At 69.2% G+C, this 24,587-nt stretch carries 25 protein-coding genes; 16 read left to right on the top strand and 9 right to left on the bottom strand.

The features are described 5' to 3' along the window. Positions 1-75: 75 nt before the first annotated feature. Positions 76-1,653 carry an arabinofuranosidase catalytic domain-containing protein gene (locus AB0C20_RS23885; RefSeq protein ID WP_357568770.1) on the bottom strand — a complete coding sequence of 526 codons (1,578 nt, stop codon included), beginning with the start codon at positions 1,651-1,653 and terminating at the stop codon, positions 76-78. A gap of 185 nt (positions 1,654-1,838) precedes the next feature. Further along, complete coding sequence (locus AB0C20_RS23890) at positions 1,839-3,674, bottom strand: RICIN domain-containing protein (RefSeq protein ID WP_357568771.1); 1,836 nt, start codon at positions 3,672-3,674, stop codon at positions 1,839-1,841. Between the two features lie 299 nt (positions 3,675-3,973). On the opposite strand from AB0C20_RS23890, the gene AB0C20_RS23895 reads away from it, so the two are divergent. From AB0C20_RS23895 to AB0C20_RS23910, 4 genes are all read left to right on the top strand, one after another. Next, on the top strand, positions 3,974-5,212 hold the full coding sequence (locus AB0C20_RS23895) for an extracellular solute-binding protein (RefSeq protein ID WP_357181776.1): 1,239 nt from the start codon (positions 3,974-3,976) through the stop codon (positions 5,210-5,212). Between the two features lie 150 nt (positions 5,213-5,362). After that, the gene (locus AB0C20_RS23900) at positions 5,363-6,202 is read left to right on the top strand and encodes a sugar ABC transporter permease (protein ID WP_357181772.1); all 840 of its coding nucleotides are present in this window, start codon (positions 5,363-5,365) and stop codon (positions 6,200-6,202) included. Next, positions 6,199-7,023 carry a carbohydrate ABC transporter permease gene (locus AB0C20_RS23905; protein WP_357181769.1) on the top strand — a complete coding sequence of 275 codons (825 nt, stop codon included), beginning with the start codon at positions 6,199-6,201 and terminating at the stop codon, positions 7,021-7,023. Before AB0C20_RS23900 ends, AB0C20_RS23905 begins: the two co-directional genes overlap by 4 nt. Before the next feature lie 56 nt (positions 7,024-7,079). Beyond that, a complete protein-coding gene (locus AB0C20_RS23910; RefSeq protein ID WP_357181766.1) occupies positions 7,080-8,792 on the top strand; it encodes a trehalase family glycosidase in 1,713 nt (570 codons plus the stop codon). Between the two features lie 10 nt (positions 8,793-8,802). Here AB0C20_RS23910 and AB0C20_RS23915 read toward each other — a convergent pair whose 3' ends face one another. Continuing rightward, complete coding sequence (locus AB0C20_RS23915) at positions 8,803-9,816, bottom strand: LacI family DNA-binding transcriptional regulator (RefSeq protein WP_357181762.1); 1,014 nt, start codon at positions 9,814-9,816, stop codon at positions 8,803-8,805. Between the two features lie 205 nt (positions 9,817-10,021). On the opposite strand from AB0C20_RS23915, the gene AB0C20_RS23920 reads away from it, so the two are divergent. The 5 genes from AB0C20_RS23920 to AB0C20_RS23940 all read left to right on the top strand — a co-directional run bounded on the left by AB0C20_RS23920 (position 10,022) and on the right by AB0C20_RS23940 (position 14,657). Beyond that, positions 10,022-11,497 carry an arabinofuranosidase catalytic domain-containing protein gene (locus AB0C20_RS23920; protein WP_357181760.1) on the top strand — a complete coding sequence of 492 codons (1,476 nt, stop codon included), beginning with the start codon at positions 10,022-10,024 and terminating at the stop codon, positions 11,495-11,497. A gap of 145 nt (positions 11,498-11,642) precedes the next feature. Beyond that, on the top strand, positions 11,643-11,990 hold the full coding sequence (locus tag AB0C20_RS23925; RefSeq protein WP_357181757.1) for a PadR family transcriptional regulator: 348 nt from the start codon (positions 11,643-11,645) through the stop codon (positions 11,988-11,990). Between the two features lie 8 nt (positions 11,991-11,998). Then, a complete protein-coding gene (locus AB0C20_RS23930; RefSeq protein ID WP_357181754.1) occupies positions 11,999-12,925 on the top strand; it encodes a hypothetical protein in 927 nt (308 codons plus the stop codon). A gap of 152 nt (positions 12,926-13,077) precedes the next feature. Beyond that, on the top strand, positions 13,078-13,674 hold the full coding sequence (locus AB0C20_RS23935) for a VanZ family protein (protein WP_357181751.1): 597 nt from the start codon (positions 13,078-13,080) through the stop codon (positions 13,672-13,674). 29 nt (positions 13,675-13,703) lie between these two features. Next, positions 13,704-14,657 (top strand): hypothetical protein, encoded by a 954-nt coding sequence (locus tag AB0C20_RS23940; protein ID WP_357181748.1) that lies wholly within the window; start codon positions 13,704-13,706, stop codon positions 14,655-14,657. Positions 14,658-14,664: 7 nt separating this feature from the next. Here the strand turns inward: AB0C20_RS23940 and AB0C20_RS23945 are convergent, their stop codons facing one another. Then, complete coding sequence (locus AB0C20_RS23945) at positions 14,665-15,096, bottom strand: ATP-binding cassette domain-containing protein (protein ID WP_357181746.1); 432 nt, start codon at positions 15,094-15,096, stop codon at positions 14,665-14,667. Positions 15,097-15,123: 27 nt separating this feature from the next. Here AB0C20_RS23945 and AB0C20_RS23950 point away from each other — a divergent pair, with 27 nt between their 5' ends. Both AB0C20_RS23950 and AB0C20_RS23955 read left to right on the top strand, forming a co-directional pair. Further along, a complete protein-coding gene (locus AB0C20_RS23950; protein WP_357181743.1) occupies positions 15,124-15,693 on the top strand; it encodes an NmrA family NAD(P)-binding protein in 570 nt (189 codons plus the stop codon). A gap of 108 nt (positions 15,694-15,801) precedes the next feature. Beyond that, the gene (locus tag AB0C20_RS23955) at positions 15,802-17,256 is read left to right on the top strand and encodes an alkaline phosphatase PhoX (RefSeq protein WP_357181740.1); all 1,455 of its coding nucleotides are present in this window, start codon (positions 15,802-15,804) and stop codon (positions 17,254-17,256) included. 59 nt (positions 17,257-17,315) lie between these two features. Here the strand turns inward: AB0C20_RS23955 and AB0C20_RS23960 are convergent, their stop codons facing one another. Genes AB0C20_RS23960 through AB0C20_RS23970 form a run of 3 tightly spaced genes read right to left on the bottom strand, consistent with a single transcriptional unit; the run spans position 17,316 to position 18,854 of the window. Further along, a complete protein-coding gene (locus tag AB0C20_RS23960; protein ID WP_357181736.1) occupies positions 17,316-17,813 on the bottom strand; it encodes an N-acetyltransferase in 498 nt (165 codons plus the stop codon). A 39-nt stretch (positions 17,814-17,852) separates the two neighbouring features. Then, entirely contained in the window at positions 17,853-18,269 is a 417-nt protein-coding gene (locus AB0C20_RS23965) for a VOC family protein (RefSeq protein ID WP_357181733.1), read from the bottom strand. 57 nt (positions 18,270-18,326) lie between these two features. Then, positions 18,327-18,854, bottom strand: a complete 528-nt coding sequence (locus AB0C20_RS23970; RefSeq protein ID WP_357181730.1) for a CGNR zinc finger domain-containing protein — start codon at positions 18,852-18,854, stop codon at positions 18,327-18,329. A gap of 109 nt (positions 18,855-18,963) precedes the next feature. Here AB0C20_RS23970 and AB0C20_RS23975 point away from each other — a divergent pair, with 109 nt between their 5' ends. Together AB0C20_RS23975 and AB0C20_RS23980 are read left to right on the top strand one after the other, a co-directional pair. Continuing rightward, on the top strand, positions 18,964-19,620 hold the full coding sequence (locus tag AB0C20_RS23975; RefSeq protein ID WP_357181727.1) for a pyridoxamine 5'-phosphate oxidase family protein: 657 nt from the start codon (positions 18,964-18,966) through the stop codon (positions 19,618-19,620). After that, positions 19,617-20,372 carry an MBL fold metallo-hydrolase gene (locus AB0C20_RS23980; protein WP_357181724.1) on the top strand — a complete coding sequence of 252 codons (756 nt, stop codon included), beginning with the start codon at positions 19,617-19,619 and terminating at the stop codon, positions 20,370-20,372. The genes AB0C20_RS23975 and AB0C20_RS23980 overlap by 4 nt, the downstream gene beginning before the upstream one ends. 18 nt (positions 20,373-20,390) lie before the next feature. Here the strand turns inward: AB0C20_RS23980 and AB0C20_RS23985 are convergent, their stop codons facing one another. Next, the gene (locus AB0C20_RS23985; RefSeq protein ID WP_238686500.1) at positions 20,391-20,765 is read right to left on the bottom strand and encodes a cupin domain-containing protein; all 375 of its coding nucleotides are present in this window, start codon (positions 20,763-20,765) and stop codon (positions 20,391-20,393) included. Positions 20,766-20,952: 187 nt separating this feature from the next. On the opposite strand from AB0C20_RS23985, the gene AB0C20_RS23990 reads away from it, so the two are divergent. After that, positions 20,953-21,468: a GNAT family protein gene (locus tag AB0C20_RS23990; RefSeq protein WP_357181719.1), complete on the top strand. Its 516-nt coding sequence runs from the start codon at positions 20,953-20,955 to the stop codon at positions 21,466-21,468. Between the two features lie 32 nt (positions 21,469-21,500). On the opposite strand, the gene AB0C20_RS23995 is transcribed toward AB0C20_RS23990, so the two are convergent. Then, positions 21,501-21,998: a YcxB family protein gene (locus AB0C20_RS23995; protein WP_357181716.1), complete on the bottom strand. Its 498-nt coding sequence runs from the start codon at positions 21,996-21,998 to the stop codon at positions 21,501-21,503. Between the two features lie 93 nt (positions 21,999-22,091). Here AB0C20_RS23995 and AB0C20_RS24000 point away from each other — a divergent pair, with 93 nt between their 5' ends. Both AB0C20_RS24000 and AB0C20_RS24005 read left to right on the top strand, forming a co-directional pair. Beyond that, positions 22,092-23,051 (top strand): PaaX family transcriptional regulator C-terminal domain-containing protein, encoded by a 960-nt coding sequence (locus AB0C20_RS24000; RefSeq protein WP_357181713.1) that lies wholly within the window; start codon positions 22,092-22,094, stop codon positions 23,049-23,051. A gap of 282 nt (positions 23,052-23,333) precedes the next feature. Next, positions 23,334-24,542: a cellulose binding domain-containing protein gene (locus AB0C20_RS24005; protein ID WP_357568774.1), complete on the top strand. Its 1,209-nt coding sequence runs from the start codon at positions 23,334-23,336 to the stop codon at positions 24,540-24,542. Positions 24,543-24,587: the final 45 nt, after the last annotated feature.

The raw sequence follows: 24,587 nt of genomic DNA on the forward strand, positions 1-24,587 counted from the left end.
TCAGCGTCACCATCGGCGGCAGCGTGCCGAACGGGACGACCATCGGGGCTTCGCTCACCGCCAACGGCGGCGCCCTCAACGGCGGCACCCGGAGCCGGCGGTCACCACGCTGGCCTGCACGGCGCTCTCGGTCGCGTCGGACGGATAGCCCGCGACCATCGCTCCCTCGTAGAAGGTGCCGGCGCTCAGGTTCGCGCCGCCGTCGGGCTTGCAGCAGTCGCCGCCGCTGCCCAGGATGATGGCACCCTGCTTCTTCATCGGGCTGTAGCCCGGCGGGAGCGAGCCGTCGTACAGCGTGTAGAGGCTGCCAGCCTGCGCGTCGCTGCCCTTGATGGCGAACCGGGTCGTGCCGTTGTTCTTCAGCGTCGCGGTGACGAACTTGCTGGTGAACGCGCGCTGGTTCGGGTTCCAGGAGCTGCTGCCGCCCGGGAAGAGACCCCACTCGAGGTCGGCCTGCACCCAGGGCCCGCTGCCGGAGCAGCCGCCGAACCAGCACTGCTTGCCGAAGTTGATGGCGTCCATCGCGCCGGCGGCGTCGGCCTTCCTGGTCGTCTCGCTGTTGCCGTAGTCGAAGCAGCAGCCGCTGTTGACGTGGGTCCCGCTGGTGACCATGTACATGCCCTCGGGTGCCGCGCCGGTCGGCACGCCGGTGAGGTGCCCGTCGCGCCAGTAGCTGTTACCGGGATTGATGTAGAGCGAGTACGCCTTCGCGCCGCCCACTGTCAGCGACTCCGAGGTTGCGATCGCCGGCTTGCTCTGCGGGGAGCCCGGAACGACGCTCGAACCCTGGTACCAGAGGTCGTTGCCGCGCCCGGACTGGTCGAAGACGACAGTGATCACGCAGGACGTGCCAGAGCAGAACGAGTCCTGCGTCGCCGCGTTGGCGGTGCCGCCGGTGCCCGTCAGCCCGATGTTGCGGGTCGTGTTGTCCGACGAGCGTCGGACCTGGTAGAGGTTTCCGGCGTACGCCTCGTAGAGCGCCCGCGTGGTGCTGTGCGCCGCGATGCACGGGGTGCCGCCGGAGGCGTAGATGTCGCACGGACGCGCGCCGGTCGGCGGGTTGGTCGGCGGCGGGGTGGTGGTCGGCGAGGCCCACTGCTGGTTCGCGCCGCCGTTGCAGGCCCAGAGGATGATTTTGGTGCCGTTCGCGGTGGCGGCGGCGTTGGCGTCGAGGCACAGCCCGGACTGCACGCCGGTGATGGTGCCGTTGCTGTTGACGTTCCACTGTTGGTTGTTCTGGCCGTTGCAGTCCCAGATGATCACCTGGGTGCCGTTGGCGGTGCCGCGGCCGGAGGCGTCCAGACACTTGTTGCCGTACGCCTGGATTTGCTTGGTGGACGTCCAGGTCCAGCTCTGGCCGGCGCTGCCGTTGCAGTCCCAGAGTTGCGTCTGGGTGCCGTTCGTGGTGCTGGAGTTGGGCACTTCGAGGCAGCGGCCGGACGGCGTACCGACGATCGGGGTGCTCTGACCGACGACGATGGCGGCAGCCGAGACGGGTGCCGCGGCGGCGGAAAGTGATGCGCCTTGTAGGGCGCCGACGCCGACGAGCACTCCGACCAGCGCGGCCGCCAGGGCGGCCAGACGTCGGGTGCGATGACGTCTCGGGACGAGATCACGGGCTGTTCCTGGCCCGGTGGGGGACGGGGTTCGCACGAGGTGGCTCCTCGGAGTCGTGGAAGCGCGGTGGGGGTGTCGACGCGCCACGGGGGTGATGGCGATGGCGAATCGATTCGCAGCGAATCGTATGACCTTTAATTAATTTATGTCAATGAATGCGGTGGCGAGGTGGTGTGCTGGCCATTGGGCGGACGGCCAGCACACCACCTCCCCCGGGACGCCTACCGCCCCAGGAGCCGCCACGTCTGGTTCAACGGGCTGCCCTGATTGACCGCCCTGCAGGTCCACTGGTGGACCAGCGCGCCGGCCGCCGTGGAGACCGCGTTGACATCGACGCACTTGCCACTGTGCCGGGCGACGAGTTGGTAGTCGTGCGAGTCGTTGCCCGAGTAGGTCACCTTTCGCAGCGTGAACTGCTGGTTGAGGCTGTTCAGGCAGGTCCACTGGTGCACCGCCGCACCGTCGGCGGTGGAGACGCCGCTGACGTCGAGGCACTTGCCGCTCTGCTGGTTGACCACCGTGAAGGTGTTCGCCACTCCGGTTACCGGGCGGAAGTTCCAGAGCTGCTGGTCACCACCGTCGCAGTAGTTCTGCTGTTGGACGTTGCCGTCGGCGGTGCTCAGGCCGGCGTTGTTCAGGCACTGCTGGGAGTGCTGGGCCACCGCCACCGACTGGAAGCCACCGTCCGAGGGAGGCAGCAGCGTGACGGTGTACGTGTCGGTCTGGTTGGTGTACGGCACCGTCACAGTGGCGTTGTTGTTCGACACCCCGACCACGCTGTTCGAGACCGTGACCGGCCCCGCCACCGCGCCGCCACCGTTGTGCGGGATGCGTTGGGTGAGGACCCGGACCTGGTTGTTCTGGACGATGCCGCTCGTGGTGTCCAGGCGTTGCAGGTTGACTGTCAGGTTCCCGGTGGTACGACCACCGCCGATGAGCACCTTCGCCAACCCGGCGGCCTTCGTGGCGTACGCGTCGTACGACTGGCTGGGGGTCACCGCGACGATCTCCCCGACCTGGGAGGCGTAGTAGCGGTAGTTCCACCACTCCCCCTTGGGCTGGTGCTGGCCGGCCGAGTTACGGATCAACAGGTTGCCGAGGTCGTTGTGCAGGCTGCCGCCGCTGGCCCAGTTCGCCCGCAGGCCGTCGGCCCGGGCCCGCTCCAGCCGTGCGATGTACCAGGCGCCGTCGGCCGGGTTCTGCTCGTCGGGCGCGCCGTACTCGTTGATCTGGTACGGACGCGGGTGGGCGATGCCACGCGGGTCGAGGGTGGCGTTGGCGGCGGCGACGTTCGCGACCGGGTCGCCGGGCAGCGAGTGCCAGCTGATGATGTCCGGCACCGTGTTCGTCGAGCGGACGAAGTCCAGGTACTGGTTCCAGAAGGCGTGGTTGGTCGACGGTACGCAGGCGCAGCTCGGCCCGACGATGAGCTGGCTGGGGAACTCCGCCCGGATGCGCTGGTAGGTCCGCCGCCACAGTTCGAGGTACTGGGAGATCGGCCTGTTCCAGAAGATGGTGATGTTGGGTTCGTTCCAGATGTCCCACTGCACCGACAGGCCCGAGGCCCGGACGTCGTTGATCAGGCGGGTCAGGAAGTTGTCGTAGTCGGTCCAGTTGCCGTTGTCACCGGGGAAGCGGGAGATTCCGGCGCCGTCGGCACCCCAGAGGTCGTGCGGCAGGATGATGAACTTCCCGCCGAGGGCTGTGGTGCGACGCGCCTGGGCGACTGTGGAGTTCCAGCGGCGGTCGTAGGTGCCGCCGACCCAGCCACTGCCCGGGAGCTGCGCGCCGCCGGCGCGCATGTACTGGAACTTGACGTCCCGGTAGAAGTGGTCGGCCGGACCGCTGGCGTTCTCGGTCATGCCGTAGATCCAGCCGGAGGCGCGGTAGGTCGGCGCACCGTTGGTGGTGGCGAAGTTGACGCTGATCGACTCGTCGGCGGCCTGCGCGGGGGACGGGACGACGGTGACTGCGGCAGCGGCGGCGAGCAGGCCGACGACGAGGCGGGCCACGAACACGCGGGCTCGTCCTGACCTGCTGCGGGACGGGGTTTTCACGGGCGGCTCCTTGGTGGGGCGCGGGGGACGCTCTCCGGAGGGCAGCACTTGCGAATCGATTCGCACGGATCGTAGGGCCGGGAACTGAACCATGTCAATGAAGTGACGGCGCGGTGACGCCCGTGTTGCCCAGCGAACCTCCCGGATCGACCAACTGACCCTTGACCCCCGGGTATGGCCAGACCTATCTTCGGGCGAACCGATTCGTCGAATCGATTCGCCGCGTGGTTGGACTGTTTCGAGCCGCGACGATCACCGACACACCCCCACCTGACGATCGATGCGAAGTGAGGCACCACATGACCGGACTCAGTCGTCGGCGGCGCCTGGCCGCCGTCGCCGTGATAGCTCTCGCCGCCGTGACGGGCAGCGCCTGCTCGTCGTCAGCCGACGGTGGCGCCGACGGTGGCGCCTACCTCGTCTGGGACCCCTATCCGCAGTTCGCCGACGACTCCGAGTGGGTCGCGCTGCTCAAGAAGTGCGGCACCTCCGCCGGGGTGACTGTCGAGCGGACCGGCTACGACACCACCGACCTGACCAACAAGGCGCTGCTCGCCGCCCAGCAGGGAAACTCACCGGACGTGCTGATCGTGGACAACCCGGTCATCTCCACTCTTGCCGAAGCCGGTGCGCTCACCACCACCGACGACAACAAGCTGGACGTCTCGGCCATGGAAAAGAACCTGCTCGGCGCAGGCCAGAGCGGGGGCAAGACCTACGGGGTGCCGATCGGGGCGAACACCCTCGCCCTCTACTACAACAAGGATGTGCTCACCTCCGCCGGCGTCGATCCCGCCGCCGTCAAGGACTGGACCTCACTGACCGCGGCACTGACCAAGGTCAAGGCCAAGGGCAAGAAGGGCATCACCTTCTCCGCGATCGGCACCGAGGAGGGCAGCTTCCAGTTCCTGCCCTGGTTCTGGGGGTCGGGCGCCCAACTGACGAGTCTCGACTCGCCGCAGGCGGTGTCCGCGCTGACGCTCTGGACCGACTGGCTCAAGCAGGGCCACGCCCCGAACTCCGTCATCAACAACACCCAGACCACGAGCTGGCAGGAGTTCGCCACCGGCGACTACGCGTTCGCCGAGAACGGCACCTGGCAACTGGCCAACGCGGAGAAGCTCGGCTTCTCGTACGGCACTGTCGCGATCCCGGCCAGCGCGGGCGGCCCGGCCCCGGCGCCCACCGGCGGTGAGTTCGTCTCCATTCCGGTGCAGAAGAAGACCGGCCGGTACGAGACGTCGCAGAAGCTCGTCACCTGCCTGACCAACGCCGACAACCTCCTCACCACTGACACCACGCTCTCCTACGTCGCGCCCGTCGCCGCCGTACAGGATCGGCAGGCCACCGCGGACCCCAAGCTCAAGGTCTGGGTGGAGGCGGTCCGGGCAGCCAAGGGCCGCACCGGTGACGACCTCGGCACGAAGTACCCGAAGATCTCCGAGGCGCTGTGGACCGCTGTGCAGTCGGCACTCAGCGGCGGGAAGTCGCCACAGGAGGCGCTCGCCGCCGCGCAGACCGCCGCCACTACCAGGTAAGCGATCCGAAGCGACACCATGCCCTCCACGACAGAGACCAACACCGCCGTACGAGACCACTGTGGGGCGGCGACCGCCGCCCCACCCGGGCCTCCCCCGTCCCGTGCCCGCCGGCCCAGCCGATGGTGGGCTTGGGGCTTCCTGGCACCTGTGACCATCTACCTGGCGGCCTTCTACGCCTACCCGCTCTACCGCAACGTCGAGTTGAGCCTGCGCGAGTACACCGTCCGCTCGTTCGTGCAGGGCGGAGCACCCTTCGCCGGCCTCGACAACTACCGGACCGTCCTGACCGACCCGGCATTCGGGCCGACACTGACGCACACAGTGGTCTTCACAGTGGCCTCGCTCGCCTTCCAGTTCACCATCGGCATGGCCCTTGCCCTCTTCTTCTACAAGCACTTCCCCCTGTCGCGCACGCTGCGGGCACTGATCCTCGTACCGTGGCTGCTGCCGCTGATCGTCTCGGCATCGACCTGGTCGTGGCTGCTCAACAGCGACTCGGGGCTGGTCAACACGGCGCTCGGCGTCGTCGGGATCGACCCGGTCAACTGGCTCACCTCACCGGGCTGGTCACTCACCTCGGTGATCATCGCGAACGTCTGGATCGGCATCCCGTTCAACCTGGTGGTGCTCTACAGCGGCCTACAGGCGATCCCGACCGAGATGTACGAGGCGTCAGCACTCGACGGCGCGACGGGGTGGCAGCGGTTCTGGGGAATCACCTTTCCGTTGCTGCGTCCCGTCTCCCTGATCACGCTGCTGCTGGGGCTGATCTACACGCTGAAGGTCTTCGACATCATCTGGATCATGACGAAGGGCGGCCCGACCGGCTCCTCGGCAACGCTTGCCACCTGGTCGTACCGGCTCGGCTTCGGCAACCTGCTGCCCGAGTTCGGCCCGGGCGCGGCCATCGGCAACCTGCTCATCGTGCTGGCTCTGATCGCCGGCCTCGTCTACATCCGGATCGAGCGGAGGCAACAGCTGCGATGACCACCTCGACGCCTCGGGCCTGGTGGAAGACCGGCGTCGGCCTGGTGCTGACCGGGCTGATGCTCTTCCCCGTCTACTGGATGATCAATGTGTCCTTCACCCGGGACCAGGACATGCGGGCCAGTCCCCCGCACCTGTTCCCCACCAACGGCACCCTGGACGGCTACCGGGCGGTGCTCGACCAGCAACTGCCCTACCTCGGCACCAGCTTCCTGGTCGGCCTCGGCACCGTGGTGCTGACCGTGGCGCTGGCCGCCCCCGCCGGTTACGCGCTGGCGAAGCTCCGGCCACCCGGCGGCCCGGCGCTGAGTTTCCTGCTGCTGATCGCGCAGATGATCCCGGGAATCATCATGGCGATGGGCTTCTACGCCATCTACCTCACCCTCGGCGTCCTCAACACGCTGCCCGGCCTGATCCTGGCCGACACGACCCTCGCGGTGCCGTTCGCTGTCCTGATCTTCACGGCGTTCATGTCCGGCATCCCCGACGAGCTGCTCCAGGCCGCCGTGGTCGACGGCGCCAGTCGGCTGCGGGCCTTCTGGTCGGTAGTGCTGCCGGTCAGCCGCAACTCGATCGTCACTGTGTCGCTCTTCGCGTTCCTGTGGTCCTGGTCGGACTTCATCTTCGCCTCGACCCTGGCCGGCGGCGGCGACTACCAGCCGATCACCCTCGGCATCTACCACTACATCGGCAACAACAACCAGCAGTGGAACGCCATCATGGCCACCGCCGTCGTCGCCTCGATCCCCGCCGCCGTGCTGCTGATCCTGGCCCAGCGGTACGTCTCGATGGGCGTGACCGCCGGCGCCGTCAAGGACTGACCATCCGCGGCGGTCGAGGACCGACCACCCGCACCACAGAAAGGCACTCGCCACCCATGACCGTCGCCCCGTCCGGTCCGGAGTTCTCCATCCAGGACATCCCGTTCAGCTACCGCGGATCCTGGTTCAACATCTCCCCGGTGGTAGCCGAGAAGACGTATGCCGACGACCTGCACCTGGTCTCGCACCAGACCGGGCTGCACCCCGTGCTGCGGCTCACCCCCACCGTCGCCGGCACCACTGTCGTTGCCACGCCCGCGTTGCTGACCTGGCACAACGGGGCCGACCGGATCGAAGCCGTCTACGACGGGCCGGACACTCTGCGGATCCGGGGCCACCGGCTCGGCCTGCGGGTGGCCGCTGCCGCGCACACCCTCACCCCCTTCAGCGGCACCTACCTGTACGCCGACCCGGTCGACGGATCACACGTGTTCACCTCGTACGAGACCGGTCGCCGCTACCGGATCACCGTGCTCTCCGGCGCACTGCCGCGGACCGACGGCGCGCAGGCGCTCGGCAGCGCCGAAAGATCCCTGGACCTTCCCGGCGACCAGCCCTGGGAGATCGCGGTCGAGGAGTACGCCACTGCCCGCCGCCCGTACGCCGGTTCCGTCACCTTCGAGCAGTTGTGCCGCGATCGCTTCGCGGAGTTCACCGCGTTCGTCGACGCGATAGCGCCCTGGCGCGGCCCCGAGACCCCGGCCGCCGAGCTGGCCGCGTACGTCCTGTGGTCGGCCACTGTCGCCCCGGCGGGTTTCGTCACCCGGCCGGCCGTCCTGATGTCCAAGCACTGGATGGACAAGGTGTGGAGCTGGGACCACTGCTTCAACGCGATCGCCCTGGCGGCCGGCGAGCCGGAGTTGGCCTGGCACCAGTTCCAGTTGCCCTTCGACCACCAGGACGAGGCCGGCGCCCTCCCCGACTCGGTCACCCACTCGGAGGTCCTGCACAACTACGTCAAGCCTCCCATCCATGGCTGGGCCCTCCGGCACCTGCGCCGACGCCTTCCCCAGCCGCCGGACCGGGCGGCGCTGGCGCAGACGTACGACAGGCTCGCCCGCTGGACCGGGTTCTGGCTCGACGCGCGACGCGCCCCCGGCCACGACCTGCCGCACTACCAGCACGGCAACGACAGTGGCTGGGACAACGCCACCACCTTCGACGACAACAGGGTCCTCGAGACGGCTGATCTCGCCGCGTTCCTGGTCTCGCAGCTCCGCTGCCTCGCCGACCTCGCCACCGAGCTGGGTGAGCCCGCCACCCGCTGGTCGGAGGAGGCCGACCGGATCCACGGGGCGATGCTGCGCGACCTGTGGGACGGCGAACGCTTCTGCGCCCGGGACCCCCACACCGGGCAGCGGCGCACCAGCCGCAGCCTGCTCGACCTGATGCCCGTGGCACTCGGGGCCGACCTGCCCGCCCCGGTCGCCGCTGCGCTGGCGCGCGGCGTCGAAACGCACCTGACCACGCACGGGCTGGCCACCGAGCCGACCGACTCGGCGCACTACCTCGCCGACGGCTACTGGCGTGGCCCGATCTGGGCGCCCTCCACAGTCCTGGTCGAGGACGGCCTGCGCCGGGCCGGGCAGACCAGGATCGCCGACGACATCAGTCGGCGGTTCCTCGCGCTGTGCGAGAAGTCCGGCTTCGCGGAGAACTTCGACGCCGAGACCGGCACCGGGCTGCGGGACCGTGCCTACACCTGGACCGCCAGCAGCTACCTCATCCTCGCCGCCGCCCAGGAGGAACGGCGGGTCAGGGGCGGGTAGCGCCGTCGGATCAGCGGCCGCGGACCGGGCCGGTGCTGGAACGCAACGAGATGGGCGGGCTGTACAGGCGGTGTCGCGGCACGGCATCGGGTGCCGCGATGATCTCCAGAAGAAGCGACACCGCCTCGGCGCCCATCTCGACCATCGGCACGTCGGCGGCGGTCAGCGGCGGGCGGAAGTCCTCCGCCCAGTGCTGCGCGGCGACTCCGGTGACGGAGAAGTCGCGTGGCACTGACAACCCTGCGCCGGTCAACGCGCGCTGCATTCCGGGCAGTGCGGCCTCGTTGATGGTGGCCACCGCAGTGACCTCCGGATGCGTCGCCAGCAGTTGCTCCATACACGCCTCGCCGGAGGCGGTGTCGTCGCCGCTGCAGACCTCCACGCCGGTCAACCCCCGCTCCACCGCCGCTGCCCGAAAACCGGTCAGCGCGCGATGGCTGGGGCCGTACCCGGCGGCCACCAACTCGGCGGACCGGTTCACGAGTGCCACGTGCCGGTGCCCCAGGTCGGCCAGGTGCTGCACGCACCGGGCGATCAGCCCGGCGTAGTCGATGTCGATCCAGCTCATCCCGTGCGGCTCGGCAGTCCGGCCGATGGTGACGAACGGCAGCCCGGCCTTGGTCAGTCGGGTCACCCGGTCGTCGGCCAGCCGGATCTCCATGAGGACCACGCCGTCCACCCGACGCCCGGTGACGATCCGCTCGAACGACCGGTCATGGTCGCCACCGGAGGGGGACAGCAGCACGTCGAGGTCGTGGCGGGCCGCGGCCTCGACGACGCTGGCGACGAAGCCCAGCTGCATGTCGGTCAACCGCTGGCTCGCTGGCGGGATGACCAGCCCGAGGGTGCGGGTGCGCCCCTCCTTGAGAGCACGGGCGCTGGCGTTCGGCCGGTAGTCCAACTCGTCGATGACCGACTGGATCCGTTGCCGGGTCGCCTCCGACACGCTGCGTTTTCCGCTGAGCACGTAGGAAACGGTGCTGCGGGACACCCCCGCCCGGCGAGCGATCTCCCCGATGTTCATCAATCGCCCTCGAATCGATTTTTGCCCCGATACGGGGACGCACCGTGCTCCGCCGACCAGCATATCCGTCCTCAGGCTCGTCGATCGATGACCAACGCGTGCCAACTAGCGCTTATAGATGGACGACCATTAATGTCACAGGTATGACGTGTGACGTCAATTCCAGCACCGCACACCACTCCCGCCACGCACCCGAAAGGATCCGATGAACGTGAAGAGAAAACTGGGTCGCCTGATGGCCGCCGTCGGGACCCTGTTCGTCCTCGTCGTCGGCGCCGGCGCCTATGTGGTCTCGGACGCGCCGGGCGTCGCCCACGCCGCCGGCACGGGTCCGTGTGACATCTACGCCTCCGGCGGCACGCCGTGCGTGGCCGCGCACAGCACCACCCGCGCGCTGTACGGCGCGTACAACGGCCCGCTCTACCAGGTCCGACGATCGTCGGACAACACCACCCGCGACGTCGGCGTGCTCAGCGAGGGCGGCTACGCCAACGCCGCCACCCAGGACACGTTCTGCGCCAACACCAACTGCGTCATCACGATCATCTACGACCAGTCCGGCCGCAACAACCGTCTGACCCAGGCGCCCCCCGGCTACTTCGTCGGCCCTGCCCCCGGCGGATTCGACAATCTCGCCGACGCGAAGGCGGCACCGGTCACCGTCGGCGGCCAGAAGGCGTACGGCGTCTACATCGCCCCCGGCACCGGCTACCGCAACAACAACACAAACGGTGTCGCGACCGGCGACCAGCCCGAGGGCATCTACGCGGTCGTCGACGGCACGCACTACAACCAGTGGTGCTGCTTCGACTACGGCAATGCGCAGACCAACAACCTCGCCGACGAGCGCGCCATCATGGAGACCGTCTACTTCGGCGCCAACAAGCAGTGGGGCTACGGGGCGGGGGCCGGCCCGTGGATCATGGCCGACCTTGAGTGGGGGCTGTTCTCCGGCGTCAACGCGGGCTACAACAACATCGCGTCGATCAACCACCGGTTCGTCACCGCCATGGTCAAGGGCGAGCCGAACCACTGGGCGATCCGGGGCGGCAACGCCCAGTCGGGCAGCCTGACGACCTACTTCGACGGGCCACGCCCCAACGGCTATCACCCGATGAAGAAGGAAGGCGCCATCCTGCTCGGCATCGGCGGTGACAACAGCATCACCGGTCGCGGCACCTTCTTCGAGGGCGTGCTGACCTCCGGCTACCCGACGGCGGCCACCGAGAACGCCGTCCAGGCCAACATCAACGCCGCCGCCTACGCCCCGGCCGGCGGCGGCAACCCGCAACAGAACGTCCAGGTCGTCGGCGCCCAGTCCAGCCGCTGCATCGACGTGCCCAACGGCAGCACCACCAACGGCACCCAGGTCCAACTCTGGGACTGCGTCGGCAACACCGCGCAGCGCTGGACCTACACCGCCGGCAAACAACTCCAGGTGTACGGCAACAAGTGTCTCGACGCCTCCGGCCAGGGCACCGCCAACGGCACCCAGGCCATCATCTGGGACTGCCACAGCGGCACCAACCAACAGTGGAACCTCAACTCCAACGGCACCATCACCGGCGTCCAGTCCGGGCTCTGCCTCGACGCCAACGCTGCCGCCACCGCGAACGGCACCAAGCTCATCCTCTGGGCCTGCAACGGCGGCACCAACCAGCGGTGGTCCACCCGCAGCTGACCCACCGCTAGATCGGTCGGTCGTGCCACCCTCGCGAGCCGTGCGAGGGCGGCACGACCGGCGACCCCACTCCGCCGATGACGGCCCTGCCGCTCCATCGCGCAACGTCGTTGCTTTATATATCGTGGTGCGATATATATCGTGTATGGACATCAGTGAGCAGACGTTCCTGATCCTCTCCGCCCTCGCCGACCAACCCCGGCACGGCTACGCCGTGGTGACGGAGGTCGACGAGATGACCGACGGCCGGATCCGGTTACGCGCCGGCACCCTCTACGGTGCCCTCGACCGCCTCGTCACCCAAGGGTTCATCGCCCCCGACCACGACGAGGTGGAGAAGGGCCGGCTGCGCCGTTTCTACAGACTGACCGACGCGGGTGCAGACGCCATCCGCGCCGAGAGCCGACGGATGGCCGACGCCGTCCGGCTCGCCGAGGAGCGCCTCAACAAGCGTGCCGCCCGCAACGCCCCGCGTCTCGGGGCCACCGGATGAGCCCGGACATGAGCCCTCTGGAACGACGCTATCGACGTCTGCTGCGCCTGCTACCGGCCACGCATCGCACAGCCCGCGGTGAGGAACTGCTTGGACTGCTTCTGGACCTCGACGACGGCCGTCGACACCCGAGCCCGCACGAGACACTGAACATCATCGCCCTGGCGATCCGGCTGCGGCTCACGACGCCCGTCACCACCGCGGCCCTCACCACCGGGCTCAGTGCCCTGCTCGTCGCCGCCGGCACCCGGCCCGCCGGTGACACACTGGACCTGTTCACCGGGGCCGTCCTCGCCACCGACATGCCGGCCGTCATCTCCAGTTGGCCGGAGTTGGTCGCTCTCGGCCTGCTGCCCCTCGCACCGCTGATCGCCTGGCTGTGCGGCGCGACCCGGACCGCCCTCACCCTGCAGGCGATGTTCCTGACGGTCACCGTTGGTTGGTTCGTCATCGACACGCTCAACGGCGCCGGCATGGGCGCCAACCTCGGCCAACAGCTCTTCGCGTACGCCGTACCGGTCTCTATCCTCGTCCTGCTCGCGATCGCCGCCCGCGAGCGGTGGACCGCGCCCCGGCCGCGCCTGTTCTGGTGGGCCCTCGTCCCGCTCGGGATCCTCGCCTGGAAAGGCACCGGAGAATGGGGACGCCACGGCGTCTACGTTGTCGACGCCGTGCCGACGGTGATCGGGATCCTCGCCGCCACCACCGCCGCTGTCGCCGCCGCATTCGCGGTCCGCCGTCACCGGCCCGCCGTCATCGTCGGCGTCGCACTCACCGGCTTCCTCGCCGGATGGCTCATCCCCGACCCACTGCTCGTCAATGGGGCGATGCGGCACTTCGACGGTCAGCCGCTACCGCTGGCGGTCCTCATCGCGGTGGCCGCAGCCACCATGACGGGCATCGGCCACCTCGCCCGTCGACCGATGAGCTCGTGACGCGCTGAACACCGGCTCCGGTCAGACGAGTGGCTACCGCAGCAGAACACGATCCGCTGCGGTAGCCAGGTCGCGGCGGTGTCACGAACAGGCGATCACTCGCGGCCCGGGCCGGGTAGGTTTCTCGGGGCTGGGCGAAAAGCGGGGGTCGCATGGTCAAGGGTTGGCACGGCTGGCTCGGTACGTTCAACGGCGTCGTCCTCATCACGGCGATCGTCCTGCCGTTGGCCGCCCTTGCGGTGTGGGCCCTGGCGCGCCGCCGACGTGCCGTCGGCGCCACGTCGGCGTGGCGGACGTCGCTGGCCGACGTCGGCATCGTGTACGGCACCGTCCCCTGGGTCTGGATGATCATGTTGCCGGGTGAGCAGGCCGGCGCCGTCTCCGGCCGGGTGACACTGGTGCCGCTGCGCGACCTGCTCACGATCTTCTCCGATGGGGGTCCGGTGACGGCGACGTTCCAGATCGTCGGCAACCTGCTGGTCTTCGCGGCCCTGGGGTTCTTCGCCCCGCTGCGGTTCCCGGCGCTGGCATCGGTGCCGCGGATCCTGGCCCTCGCGGCCGGCTGCTCGGTCCTGGTCGAGACCGCCCAGTACGTCCTGCGGCTGGACCGGGTGTCGTCGGTAGACGACGTCCTGCTCAACGCCGCGGGCGCCGGGCTGGCGGCGCTGGTATCCCGCCGCTGGTGGCGCGACACACCCGACAGGTCCACTGATCGTCGACCTCAGCCGGCCCCGGCAGCGGGACGCTGAGCGTCGGAGGGGGGAGCTACCATCCGCTCGTGATCGAGGAATTGATCAGGAGAGCGGCGGACGAGGACGACGACGCGATCGAGGAGTTGAGCGAGATCGCCGCTGCCGATCCGGAGAGGCTGTCGCCGTACCACGGGGCCCTGCTCGACCTCGACCTGCTGTGGCCCGCGACGTTGTACCGGTCGGCGGGCGCCGACGTGGTCGGCCGGGTCATCGAGCAGGTCGACGGCGGGCAGACGCCGGACCGACTCAACAATCTGCTCCTCATCCTGGCCCACAGCGCTCACCCGCTCGCCGAGGACGCCCTGCGTCGCTGGTCGACCCGCCCTCCGGCCGGCGCGGACGACCTGCACGTGGGGGTGCTGAGCTACGCGGCCGAGGGCGGTTGGACGATCGGCCCGGACGGCAACCGACGGGGCCTGTGCGCTGACGTCGCGTACCGGTGGGTCATGCGGGACACGCCCGCACCGGCGGACCGATCCGCCTGCCCCTGGTGCGCGTCGCCGCTCTGGGTCGCCGCCGACCTCGACACCTCCGACCCCGCCGTCGGTGCCGCGCTCGCCCACACCGGTTGGTCCGGCCGCCTCGTCATCGAGACCTGCCACTTCTGCGCCTGCTACGCGACGTTGTACAGCCGGGTCACGCCGGCCGGCACCACCGGCTGGTGCGCCGACAACACCCGGCCGAGCTATCTGGGCGGCGATGCCGGGCCGGAGGACCCGCCGACACTGCTCCCGGTTGCGGGGCCGGCACTGGCGAGCCCGTACCAGGCCAGTGCCTGGCACCAGGGCGGTTCCACGCTGGGCGGCCGACCGGACTGGATCCAGGACGCCGAGCACGCCGACTGCCCCGGGTGCGGGGAGCCGATGGACTACGTGGGTCTGCTCGGCGGCGCGGACCTGGACGAGTTCGGCGAGGGCGCCTACTACCTGCACCTGCACCAGCCGTGCGGGTTCGCCGCGGTGAACTACCAACAGAGCTGACAGTCGATCAGGTGGACGGCTCTGCCAGCCGCTCCAGCCGCGCCAGACCATCCCAGCCGCGCTCGCGCATCAGACCCAGTAGTCGCTTCACCCGCGGGTCCGCCTCGACGGCCAGCGCATCCAGAAGGTCGAACGGTAGATCGTCCTGCGCCACCTCACCCAGGTCGATCTCGCCAGAGCGGTACGCCTGCTCGGGGAGGCTGGCCAAGATGTCGGCCGCCTCCACCAGACGCGCGTCGTCGGCCCTGAGGAGCGTGGCCAGGATCCTCACCACTGTGGTCTTGCCGGCACCGTTCGAGCCGAGCAGGGCGAAGATGCTGCCCCGCGCGACGTCGATGTCGACGCCGCGCAGCACCTTCAGCTGCTTGAACGACTTCTCCAGGCCGTGCACGTGGATCGCTGGCTGCTCGGCCTGAGCTGGCGTGTGCGAATTGCTCATGGCGGCAGCATGGAGGGTTGTCACCTCGTGTTGACCACCGTCGCGCACGCCGACCGCGGCACCGGCATCCCGCACTACGACAGCAAGCACCTGGTCGAGCGGCACCTGCGCACCTCGACAGTGCCCTGGACGATCATCGCGCCGGCCGCCTTCATGGACAATTACGCCAGTGGCTGGACGCTCGACGGTCTGGGCAGGGGCACCTTTGCCTGGCCGATGCCCGCCGACCGGCCGCTCACCCTCATCCCGGCTGTCGACATCGGCGCCTTCGCCACGCTCGCCCTCCAACGCTCGAGCGAGTTCGCCGGCCGACGCGTCGACATCGCCTCCGACGAACGCACACCCGCCCAGCTGGCCGAGATCCTCGCCGGCGCCATCGGCCGCCCGATCACCCACACGCAGGTGCCGCTGGCCCAGGTTCGACAGCGGTCCACCGACCTGGCGGCCATGTTCGACTACTTCAGCACGGTGGGCCTGACCGTCGACGTCGCCGCGCTGCGCCGCGACTACCCGGGGGTCGGCTGGCACAGCTTCGCGGACTGGGCCATCACCCAGGACTGGCCCGCCCTGCTGCCAGCGACGCGTGCGCGACCCTGACTCTTAACTCCGATGTCACCGCCCGATCCCACTGGTGACGTGTCGCTGTCCGCCCGAAGGAGTTGGCTGCCAGTCGTCGCACTACGTCTTGACCAGGAGTTGATCCACGTGCCTTCCTCTCGTCGTACCTTCCTCGCCAGCGGCGCCGCCGCCGGCGTCGGCCTTGCCGTCGCGGGCGGCCTGCCGTCCCTGGCCCAGGCCAGCCCGGCCCGGCCGCACCCGCCGGTGAAGCCCGGTAACGTGCCCTTCCCGCCGCTCGTGGACGACCCCAAGGGAATCCTGGCCCTGCCCAAGGGCTTCAGCTACACGGTGGTCACCCGTACCGGCGTCACCCGGCTCGACCGCGGCCAGGGCACCACCCCGTCGGACCATGACGGCATGGCCGTCTACGACGCCGGCCACGGCCGGTACACCTTGATCCAGAACCACGAGATCGACCCGGGCGCCGAGTTCGGCGTGCCGCACGTCAAGGGAACTGTCTACGACGCGGGCGCCGTCGACGCCGGCGGTTGCACCGTGATCAAGACCGACCTCGCCGGCCGCAACCTGGGTGAGTTCGTGGCACTTTCCGGCACCATCTCCAACTGCGCCGGCGGGCCGACCCAGTGGGGCACCTGGCTCACCTGCGAGGAGACCGAGGACCGGGCCGGCGACACGTGGGAAGAGGGCGGCCGGTCCGGCGTCTACCAGAAGGACCACGGCTACGTCTTCGAGGTGTGGGCCGACGGCAGCGCCGACCCGAAGCCGATCAAGTGCCTGGGCCGCTACTCCCACGAGGCCCTTGCCGTCGACAAGGACCGCACCCGGATCTACCTCTCCGAGGACGCCGACGAGCCCAACGGTCTCTTCTACCGCTGGACGGCGCCACACGGCGTCAAGCTGGGCCCGGGCGTGCTCACCCGCCTCGCGCCGAACGCCGGCGTTCTCGCCGCGATGCAGATCATCATGGATGACGGTTCGGTGCTGCCGGACGTCGCCTACCTGACCTCCGCCCAGCTGGGCCGCCCCTTCCCGGTCCGCTGGATCGAGGTACCGGACCGCGACGCGCGCACCAAGTCGGTACGCGAGCAGTTCGCCGACGGCCAGGTCACCCGCGGACGCAAGTTCGAGGGCGTGTGGGCCACCGACGAGGGCGTGTACGTGGTCAACTCCTACGCCTGGGACGAGGGTGACCTGCCGGCGGACGCGGCGCCGCACGACGGAATGGTCTGGTTCTACAACTACAAGAACCAGACCATCCAGCTGGTGACGTACTTCCCGCACCAGACCGCCTCGGAGGAGGGTGCGCCGGTCAAGTACACCGACCTCACCTTCGACGGCCCGGACAACGTGACGGTCACCCCGTGGGGAAGCCTCGTGCTCGCCGAGGACGGCACGGGAGCCTCGCACGTGCTCAGCACCATCCCGGGCGGGCCGACGTACGCGATCGCCCGCAACCAGCTCAACGACTCGGAGTTCTGCGGGCCGACCTTCAGCGCGGACGGCAAGGTGCTCTTCGTCAACATGCAGGACCCTGGCCTCACCCTGGCCATCACCGGTCCGTGGGAGAAGTACCTGGGCTGAGCGAGCCCGCAGGTGGGGGCCAGTCGATTTCGCCTGGCCCCCATCAGGCGCGGCCGCGCTCAGGAGACGCGCGGCAACGCCAGCCAGTCCTGCCAAGTGATGTCGCGGCCCAGATAGCGGGGCTGGCGGAACGGCCAGTCCGCGGCGATCCACTGCGGCACCAGCGCGTCGACGGCAGCCTCCACCTCGCTGCCCACCAGGTCGTCCACCACCCACCAGGAGACCTCGCCGTCGGAGCCGGTGCGCTCCGGCGGGTCGATGTAGACGCAGCCGAGGATCGCCGTCTCCCCCTCGTCCAGCAACGCGTAGTTGAACGACTGGTGCGCGGCTATCTCCTTCTCGTGCCGCAGCAGGTCGACGCGGTCCTCGTCGTACGTCATCGTCTCGCTGGGCCAGGCCCAGGCCGGGCCGAAGATCTCCCACAGGCGTTCGCGGGATCCCATCACGGCGGGGTAGTCGAGCGGGGTGTCCGCCTCGCGGATCGGCCGCAGGTGCAACGCGGTATCAGGCACCGGCACGTGGACGGGGTGGACGAACTCCTCGGGCAGCCAGGTCATGAGGGCCGAGGCTAGCGCCCCCGGCAGGAGCCCGGCAGCCTAGTCGAGACAGAACTCGTTGCCCTCGACGTCCTGCATGTTGAGGCACGACTCGTTCTCGCCGTCGGCGAGCAACAACTGCCCGCGTACCGCGCCGAGCGGGATCAGCCGTGCGCACTCGGCCTCGAGGACGGCCAGGCGCTCTTCGCCCACGAGCCCGGTGCCGACCCGCACGTCGAGGTGCACCCGGTTCTTGACGACCTTGCCCTCGGGCACCCGCTGGAAGTACAGCCGCGGGCCCACCCCCGACGGGTCACTGCACGCGAACCACGAACCCTGCTCGAAATTGACGTCGTCCCAGGTGGCTAACCCCTCCGGGGGCGGCGGCGGGACGTACCCCAACACCTCACACCAGAAACGACCGACGCGCACAGGCTCGGCGCAGTCGAAAGTCACTTGGACCTGCTTGACCGACATCCGTTCACCTTATGAGTCGCGCCGCCGCCGCTGTTTTCCGTACCCCTGCTCCTGACGCTAGGCGGTAGGGGTGACGCGCTGGCGTTGGTAGTGGCGGGCGGCCTTGGCGCGAGCGCCGCAGCCGTCCATCGAGCACCAGCGTCGGGTGCCGTTGCGCGACGTGTCGTAGAAGTGCAGGACACAGGCCGGGTTACCGCAGCGTCGGATGCGGTTGGGCTGCTGGCGTAGCAGGTCCAGGTAGTTGATGGCCGCTCGCCAGGAGGGTAGCCAGCCCGCGTCGACGTCAGGCTGCTCATGCACGGCACCCGCACGAAGCGTGTGGCGCGAGGCACCACGGGCGAGGATCGCGTTGACCCCCTGTTCGGCGGCCTCGTCGGGCTGTTCGAGGACGCGGCGCAGCGCCGAACGCGTCTCCCGCAACGGTGTCTCCACCGCTGCGGGGTCACCCTCCAGATGGTGTTCGGCGAGCCATCCCCGCAGCCCGTCCGGCTCGTCGAAGAGGTCGACCAGGCTGCCCCGCTCGACCCACTGGGTGTTGACCAGGTCCAGCGCGAGGGGTTCGCCCACCAGTGGCCGACGTGTCATGCCGCCAACCTTACCATCGTCCGCCGTTTGACAGGTTAGTCGTCGCGACGTATCTTCTTACCGGTAAAAGTCGTAACGATGGTTAGGTGACCCCTGGAAGGTACTCGTCATGCCACACCGCTACCTGCAGGAACTGACCACCGCGTCGGTGGTCGCCGCGCAACAGCGCTACGGCAGCCGGCCCGCCATCCAGCGCATGACCGCCAACTGGGACACGGATGCGACATTCAGTGACGAAGAGGCGGCTTTCATCACCGAACGCGACAGCTTCTACCTCGGCACTGTCGGCGAGAACGGTTGGCCGTACCTACAGCACCGCGGCGGCCCACCCGGCTTCCTGCACGTCCTCGACCCCGTCGACGGGCACAGCGTCCTCGGCTGGGCCGACCTGCGCGGCAATCGGCAGTACCTGTCGGTCGGCAACCTCGCCACGTCACCGCGGGTCTCGCTGCTGCTCATGGACTACGCCCACCAGCGCCGGCTCAAAATCATCGGCACGGCGCACGTCACCGACGCGCGGGACAGCGGGTTCGAGGGGCTGCTGGCAAGGCTGAGCGCGCCCGGACCAGCGGGCCGGGTCGAACGGTTGATCACCGTCAAGGTGCAGGGCTACGACTGGAACTGCCCCCAACACATCACGCCCCGCTTCACCGAGGCGGAACTCTCCGACGCGCTCGCGCCGGTACGCGACGAACTCGCTCGCCTGCGCGCCGAGAACCAGGCCCTGCGCGAGCAGGCGCGTCAACAACCAGGGAGAACACCATGAACAAGCTGACCGTACGCACCGTCGGCGGCCCCACTGCCGTCCTCGACTACGCGGGCCAACGCGTCGTGCTGGATCCGACCTTCGACGATCCGCGGACGTACCAGAACGGGCCGGTCACGGCCACCAAGTTCGCCGGCCCGAGCGCGGCGCCCACGGACCTCGACCCGGTCGACGTGGTGCTCGTGTCGCACGAACACCACATCGACAACCTCGACATCTCCGGGCGGGAGTACGCCCGCCGGGCCCGACGGGTGTTCACCACCACGGCGGGGGCGCCGAATCTCGGGCCACTGGCGACCGGCCTGCGGCCCTTCGAGTACGCCGAGGTCGGCGACGTGCGCGTCACAGCGGTTCCGGCGCTGCACGGTTCTCCGGAGATCGGCGTGGTCAACGGCCCGGTGATCGGGTTCGTGTTGGAGGCGGCCGGTTGGCCGACCGTCTATGTCAGCGGCGACAACGCCTCGCTGGATGTGGTGGCGGTCGTCGCGGAGCAGTTTCCGGCGATAGAGATCGCGATCCTCAACCTCGGCGCGGCCCAGATCGTGGCCCGCGGCGAGGCGTTCCTCACCCTGACCGCGGAACTGGCGGCCCGAGCGGCGACAGTGCTCGGCGTCCGGGCGGTCATCCCGGTCCATCAGGACGGCTGGGGGCACTACACCCAGGGCGCCGACGACGTCGTGCGGGCCTTCGAGGCCGCGGGCCTGACGGACGTGCTCGTCGACCTGCGACCCGGCGACTCAGCCACCGTCTGACCACGGCCTGCGGATATCTCACTCCACCTTGGTGAGAAGTGGTTTCCCCTTCTCGACGACGTACGTGGCCAGTTCGACAGCAACACCATCGCCGACGTTGCGGGCCTGGTGGTGCACACCGTACGGGACCGTGAGCGCGTCGCCGGGATTGCACACAATGGGTGGCTGCCCCTCCAGCCGATATTCGAGCGTTCCCTGCAGAACACAGATGATTTCCTCGCCGGGGTGGAAATGCTTGAACGGTGGCGAATCCGGGGTGAACTCCACCCGCGTCTGAATGACCTCTCGCCCGGGGATGCTGAGGTCGTGCCGTTGCAGATCGATCCGCCACAGCCCTGGTGCTGACTCCACCGCCGTGGGGCTGATCCCCTCGGGTCGATCCTTGGTGCTCATGACGGCCTCCTGTTAGCCGTCGGGCCGACGGCCATTACTCGGATTGGTGCATCCCCGTCGAGAATAGGGAGTCACAGACGATCGGGGGCGGGGATGCCGACACGGAGGTCCGCTTCCGCGAAGCGGGCCTGTGCCGGGCGCGTAATTCGGCTTGTGCTGTTCCCTGAGGACTGCTTCGCTGTTGCCCGTGACCGAGCTTCGTACGCCGCGACTGCGCCTGCACCCCATCGACACCGCAGAGGGGGAACGCATCGTCGGGCGGCGCGCCGGGGCCGGGGACGACTGGGCCGAGGACTTCCCTTTCGACGGCGACGTCCTCGGCGTGCGGGGCTTTCTCGCCGCCACCGCTGCCTACGGCGACCGACGTCCGTTCGGGCACTACCGGATCACCCGCACCGCCGACGGAAAAGCCATCGGAGGAATCGGTTTCAAGGGCCAGCCGGAGGACGGACGCATCGAGGTCGGTTACGGCCTCGCCGCGTCAGCCCGGGGAAACGGCTACGCGGCGGAGGCACTGGCCGCCCTGCTCGACCTCGCGACCGCGCACGGGCTGTCCTGCGTTGTCGCCGAGACCACCGGCGACAACGTCGCCTCCCGGCGGACCCTCGAACGTGCCGGCTTCCGGCACACCGGCACCAACGACGATCTCTACCGGTACGAGGTACTCCTCGGCGCCCCCTCGCGACCGACTCGGACGCGGTAGTCCGATCCGGCGGCGGCCCGCGGCAGCCGAGGTCACCGACGAGGCAGCAGCCCTCGATCGGTCATGTAGGCGCGCAACGTCTCGACATCCTCGGCGGACATCAGCCAGCGGGGGATCACGGTCGCCGGCATGCGGCCGACGTACACGACCCAGAAGTCTCCCGCGTCCCGCACCTGGGCAACCCCGTCCCAGGCGATGCCGCCGGACTCCGAGCCGCTGCGCATCATGATGTTGTCATCGGTGATGTCGTAGGCGCCCTCGACGGCGTAGCTGCCGGAACGGCGTCGGGCGCGAGCCAGCACCCACGGCCGGTACAGCATCGACAGCACGCCGGCCACTACCAGCGCGGTCCACAGCGGTGAACTCCGCTCGCCCCACCCGAAACCCCGCGAGACGACGAGACCGATGACCCCGACCGCCGTCAGGACCGCTCCGATGTAGCCGAATCTGCGGAGCCGGACGTTGCCGAGCGCAGCGGCCACCCGGCTCGGGTAGGCGGGATCGGCGGGGACGTCAAAACGGATGTGCACGCCAGAACGATAGTGCCTCCACCCGCCCCTGAAGTCGCCTTGCCCCGCCCCACCTGACAAGCCGCGGGCATCCTTGTGCGGCAGTCTGACGAGGTGAACGCCGACGACGTCCGAGTGCCCCGGGCCCAGGCGGGGTCGAGCCCGCAGCATTTGCTGACGACAGTGCTCGGCGAGTACCTCGACTCCTCCGACGCCGATCTGCCGTCGACGGCGGTCATCGCCATTCTGCGCGAGTTCGGGATCAGCGAGTCCAGCGCCCGTGCCGCGCTGTCCCGGCTGGTCAAGCGTGGTCTCATCGCGACGCGAAGGAAGGGCCGGTCGCCGGTCTACCACCTCACGCCGCAGGCGATCGCCAAGCACCGCTCCCGGATGCGGCACTTCCTGAACTTCGGCTCCCACCCGGCGCCCTGGACCGGCGAATGGGTGCTGGCCTCCTTCTCCGTTCCGAACGCCGGCCAGGCGTCTCGTCATGCGCTCCGCAGGTCGTTGACCGCACTGGGGTTCGTGGGCCTGTACGACAGTGTGTGGATCCGGCCGGGATCCGACGCGGCGCCGGCGCGGGAGGCGCTGCGCGATCTCCTGCACGACGTCGAGGGTGCCCGGTGGTCGGTCCTGCACGCCCGGTTCGACGAGGAGGCAGGACCACACGGGCCGGCCTCCGCGTACGACCTGACCAGTCTCGCCTCCGCGTACTCGATCTTCATCGAGCAGTACGCCGAGCTGCGGGCGGCCGCGCGCAACGGGGCGGTGGACCCGGCCCGGGCGCTGGTGGCTCGGACCTCCGCCATGGATTCCTGGCGTAAGTTCGCCGACGTCGACCCGGATCTCCCCCCGCACCTGCTGCCGGAGCCCTGGCCTCGCCAGGAGGCCAGGGAGACCTTCCTGGACATCCACACCACGCTCGGCTCGCTCGCTCAGGCGCGTCTGGTCGAGGTGGCGACGCCGCACTGGTCGGATGCCGGCTCGTGGATCACCCACTTCCAGGCGTCGAGGGATCCCTCGCGGCCGGAGCCGACCGGCGGAAAGCACGGCAACGGCCCACTCGCCGGCTGACGACGTCGCGGCCGGTCAGAGCCAGCAATGCATTGACACTTTTCGTTGCGACAGTGATAGTAACTGCACACAGCTCCCATCGGAGCGCCTGTAGGGACCGCGGCCGGGCGGTCGCCGGCGCCGAATGAGCGGGCAGTGGCGACCGAGGGCACGGCCGCCACCCAGGCCGCGACGCGCCCACGTCGACCAGACCCGTGGCCAGCGCTGACCACTCTCGTCGGGGCGCGAGTGACACCCCCGCCGCCGCTGGGAGCGCCACCGTGACCGTTCCTGGAGGGTTCAATGAGAAGGCGAGCAAAGATCTACGCGGGGCTGGCGGCCGCCATCGTCCCGGTCACCTCGGTGATCATGGCGCTGGGCGGGACACCGGCGTCCGCCGCCATCGGCGGTTCCGGCCCCTACCCCGCCGACTACGAAACCTCGACCACCCTGGCCAACCACACCATCTTCCGGCCGCAGACCCTCCCGTCCGAGCGCCTACCCATCGTCGTGTGGGGCAACGGCGGCTGCTCGGCCAACGGCCTATCCCAGGGCAACTTCCTGCGCGAAATCGCCTCCCACGGCTTCCTCGCCATCGCCAACGGCGCCCCGAACGGGTCCGGCTCCACCACCTCCCAGATGCTCACCCAGTCCATCGACTGGGCGGTCGCGGAGAACTCCCGGCAGGGCAGCAAGTACTACAACAAGATCGACACGAGCAAGGTCGCCGTCGCCGGCTTCTCCTGCGGAGGCCTGGAGGCGTACGCCGTCTCTAACGACCCGCGCGTCACCACGACCGGCATCTTCAGCAGCGGTCTGCTGAACGACGCCGACGACTACCAGCTCAGGAGACTGACCAAGCCGATCGCCTACTTCGTCGGCGGGCCCAGCGACATCGCCTACCCGAACGCCATCGACGACTGGGGCAAGCTGCCCGCCGGCCTGCCCGCCTTCATGGGCAACCTGAATGTCGGGCATGGCGGCACCTACGACCAGGCCAACGGCGGCGAGTTCGGCCGGGTGGCGACTCTCTACTTCAAATGGCGCCTGAAGGGCGACGCCACCGCCGGCCGCTCCTTCGTCGGCGCCGACTGCGGTCTGTGCCGCAGCCAGTGGAGCGTCCAGCAGAAGAACCTGACGCTCGACGACGGCACGCCACCTCCCACCACCCCGCCTCCGACCACGCCGCCGCCCACCACCCCGCCGCCGACCGGCACACCCGGCTGCACCGCTGTCTACGCCGTCCAGGACCAGTGGAACGGAGGATTCGTCGCCAACGTCAGCGTCACCGCGGGAACAACCGCGCTGACCGGCTGGCGGGTGACCCTCACCCTGCCGAGCGGCGCATCGGTCAGCTCGCTCTGGAACGGGGTCAGCAGCGGCACCAGCGGGACCATCACTGTCGCGAACCAGAGCTACAACGGGCGACTGGCCGCAGGTCAGGCCACCAGTTTCGGCTTCCAGGGCACTGGCAGCGGCAGCGGGACCACAGCGAGTTGCACCGGAAGCTGACGCCCCGGGCAGATCGAGTCGTTCGGCGGTCCGGTGCCGGGCACC

This window comes from Micromonospora sp. NPDC048843 (assembly GCF_040649965.1).
In the GTDB taxonomy this organism is placed as follows: Bacteria; Actinomycetota; Actinomycetes; order Mycobacteriales; family Micromonosporaceae; genus Micromonospora; species Micromonospora hortensis.